Raw genomic sequence first — 635 nt, 5'->3', positions numbered from 1 at the left:
ATTCCCAATGTAGAGGTATATGTATTAAATGAAGCTAAAAAACTTGTCCCTATTGGGACAGTAGGTGAACTTTATATAGGAGGTATCGCATTAGCACGAGGATATTTGAATCAACCTGAATTAACAAAGGCCTCATTTATCCCACACCCATTCAAGAATAGCTCTAATGATAGATTATATCGGACTGGTGATTTAGTTAAATATTTACCTGATGGAAATATAGAATATATAGGAAGAGCTGATAAACAAGTTAAGATTAGAGGATTTCGAATTGAGTTAGGTGAAATTGAAACAATATTAGGAAATCATCCAGACATTAAAGAAGTTACTGTGGTAGCGCAAGAAGATTCATTTGGAGATAACATCTTAGTAGCCTATATTGTGGGCGAAGGAGATACACAAGAGTGGAGAAAACATGTAGGGGTACATCTTCCAAATTATATGGTCCCGGCTCATTTTATCAAGATAGAATCATTGCCATTAACTGTTAATGGGAAGGTAGATAAAGATGCTTTACCTGCATGGGCCTCTATTATACAAACGAACGAGGGATATATAGCACCTCGGAATAGAGTAGAGCAAAAAATGGTAGAAATTTGGTCAGAGGTATTAGGGATTGACTCCTCTGTCATTGG

1 protein-coding gene is annotated in these 635 nt (G+C 36.4%); it reads left to right on the top strand.

Features of this window, described 5'->3' with window-relative positions; genetic code table 11:
- Positions 1–635: AMP-binding enzyme (locus MR160_RS33810; RefSeq protein ID WP_139788954.1), on the top strand; the 635-nt coding region annotated here is incomplete at both ends.

The sequence above is a fragment of the Bacillus cereus group sp. BfR-BA-01382 genome, assembly GCF_022663475.1.
Lineage (GTDB): Bacteria > Bacillota > Bacilli > Bacillales > Bacillaceae_G > Bacillus_A > Bacillus_A thuringiensis_S.
The sequence above is the reverse complement of the archived record's forward strand: the minus strand, read 5'-3'. Positions and strand labels throughout refer to the sequence as shown.